Origin of the sequence: Citrobacter sp. wls829 (genome assembly GCF_005280825.1) — a bacterium.
GTDB classification, from domain to species: domain Bacteria; phylum Pseudomonadota; class Gammaproteobacteria; order Enterobacterales; family Enterobacteriaceae; genus Citrobacter; species Citrobacter gillenii.
Window position 1 is genome coordinate 1 of the sequence record NZ_SZWP01000088.1, and the last position, 2,415, is coordinate 2,415.

Genomic DNA, 2,415 nt, shown 5'->3' on the forward strand with positions numbered 1-2,415 from the left:
ATGAACAAACTATACCTATTGAACGAAGCAACACATCATCAAATCGAATGCAACACCGTTTGCCAACGTCTTTATTATCACCTTGCATCTCTCAAACGTGAAAGCGGAGCAATAAAAGCCACCGTGAAACACATTGCTGATGGTGTCGGTATAAGTGAAAGTGGGGCGCGGTATTGGATGTTATTAATGCACGATGCAGCCGTTATAACTATGGAACGTCACGGCAAGTATTACGACATTACCGTTAATGATGCGGTGAGTTTTATTACTACACCCCACTGATAAGCAACACTAACACACAATCGGGAAACTTTTTATGATCGTCGCTATCTATTGGCTATTTGCATTTTACGCAGTATGGACATTAACGAGAAAACACGGAAGTTTCCCTTTAAGAGGAATTAATGGGAAAAAGAAAACGTAACGTAGTTACAAAGCTTGAACGAAACGCACAATCATTATTACGAACATCTGATTTTCAAAATCTCTCTCGCCTTTCGAAGGAACAGAATTGTCTTCCTGGTGAATGGCAAACTGAAACAATCGAAGAGAATAGCCCTGCAATGTCTCCAGATGAGATGGGCGCATTACAGGACATTCTCAATAGCTGCCCTTCTGCATTCTGGAAACCCAGGAAGATGAAATTCTTCAACGTAGATTCTTCGAATCTCCACAAATGGCAAATTCTTAATTTCTCCTCCTACGAACATTATTGCGGCTGGCTTTCGGTAAATCACCTTAACAATTTAACCCGCGATTTTGACACCCTATTTGATACTAAGGAACATTATGACTAATAAGACTATGGACACCATAAACACCCTACTTAATTCTTTCCACGAGAATTGGCACCAACCTATTCTTGAACTGGTTAATGCAGCGTGGCGTGACAGAACGCCAGAAGCGCTGTTATGCGCGTCTAAACAGACAGAGCAGGGGATAGACGCGCTGGAGCAGTTAGAACGCGCCATAGCGCTTCTGATGCGCTCTCAAAATAGTACGGTTACAGAACATGAGGTTTGGAAAGTGATCGATGAGTGGACGGAACTTGCATGTTCTCTAAAGTATGTCTCACAGGAACTTTCCGAGCTTTCCATAGAGATCGCCGAAGAATACGCCATAACATAAAAGTTACGAAATGTCTTGACATGTTGTGCTATTTGTGTCATAATAAGTTACAGGAATAGTATTCGAATCACTTCCCCCCTCCTGAATGCCGTTTCCCATAGGCGGCGCTCTCTTCAATGTCTTTCCGTAAAGAATAGGGTTATGTTCTTTAGCTACGGTTATTTCTTCTTTGTCGTTCCGAAGGTAATGCACGGTCACATTATTATTGTGTTGTAATGGTGTGAGCAATCACCGTGCATCTCCTTTCTTTACGGAAAAGCATTGTGCTTTTTACATCTCAAGCCCCGTTAGGGTTTGCGGTGGTCAGACTTAACTACCATGAATTGTGAGAGGTTCAGGAATTACGTTAAGGCTGGCAAATCTTCTATTAATTACACTCCCGAAAGTGTCAGCTAATAGATAATGAAATCAAGATCTGTTATTGCCAGCGTGAAGGGCTTCACGTTTAACAGATGCAAAGTACCCCCGATCTTTTTAAATCTCCTAAGGTAATAAAACGGGGGTCTTTTTATTAGATTGTATTCTTAACTTCATTTCTCCTGAAAAATGACGTTAATAATGCTTTCTTTAGCAAGGGGCATTCTCTCCAGGGGCTTAACCGCCCCTTCTTACTGTTACACCTTACGTGTAACAAATAAGTTAATACAACGCGAAGGAACAACAACAATGTTCTTATTAAATAATCGCGACCGAATCCTAAAATACAAAGATGAAGTGATTTTGTGTAACCATGAATTAATAGCTAAAGTGGCTGAAATGGCAGGATGCACTGTAGAAGAAATTGAAAAAGCTGTTGAACAGTATTTCCCTTCTGAAAACACCAATCCAAATAAATTAAGTATTCAGGAACGGATCGCCAATAAAGTAAAAAAGGAATCAACCAAACAATGATTATCACCCTATCAGACGTTTTTCCGGTTCGTAAAAGCTACACAGACATTGTGAGTGCTGCGACCGACAATTTTGCAGCAGTAGACAGTAAAGTGTTCGCTTCTCTTCCTGCTGATGTGCAGTGCGGCGATGTTTTAGACGCCTCCGGCGCTCTCTATACATCTGGGAACGTGGCTTATGTCTGCGTGTCCGACTTCGTTACAGCAGGTAGTAATAAGCCTGTGAACGTCCTACGCGCTCCCAACGTTGGATCATACGTTGCCCTCAAGAGCGACAATCTCAACGCAGCTAACCACGCAGCAGCGATCAGCGCATTACAGGCGCAAGGCTTCGCCACTCGTGAATTTTTCACCTCTTAAGCAAGGAAGGGCTTTGTTGAATAAATCGAACTTTTGC

Annotated in this window: 5 protein-coding genes; all 5 read left to right on the top strand. The window is 42.1% G+C overall.

What is annotated here, in order from left to right:
* The coding region (locus FDW88_RS18705; RefSeq protein ID WP_048240692.1) for a hypothetical protein at window positions 1-282 on the top strand (282 nt) is incomplete at its 5' end.
* 122 nt (window positions 283-404) lie between these two features.
* Window positions 405-797, top strand: a complete 393-nt coding sequence (locus tag FDW88_RS22480; RefSeq protein WP_069601754.1) for a hypothetical protein — start codon at window positions 405-407, stop codon at window positions 795-797.
* Window positions 790-1,128 (top strand): hypothetical protein, encoded by a 339-nt coding sequence (locus FDW88_RS18715; protein ID WP_112070331.1) that lies wholly within the window; start codon window positions 790-792, stop codon window positions 1,126-1,128. The genes FDW88_RS22480 and FDW88_RS18715 overlap by 8 nt, the downstream gene beginning before the upstream one ends.
* A 558-nt stretch (window positions 1,129-1,686) precedes the next feature.
* On the top strand, window positions 1,687-2,019 hold the full coding sequence (locus FDW88_RS18720; RefSeq protein WP_227537861.1) for a hypothetical protein: 333 nt from the start codon (window positions 1,687-1,689) through the stop codon (window positions 2,017-2,019).
* Entirely contained in the window at window positions 2,016-2,378 is a 363-nt protein-coding gene (locus FDW88_RS18725) for a hypothetical protein (RefSeq protein WP_032255273.1), read from the top strand. The genes FDW88_RS18720 and FDW88_RS18725 overlap by 4 nt, the downstream gene beginning before the upstream one ends.
* Window positions 2,379-2,415: the final 37 nt, after the last annotated feature.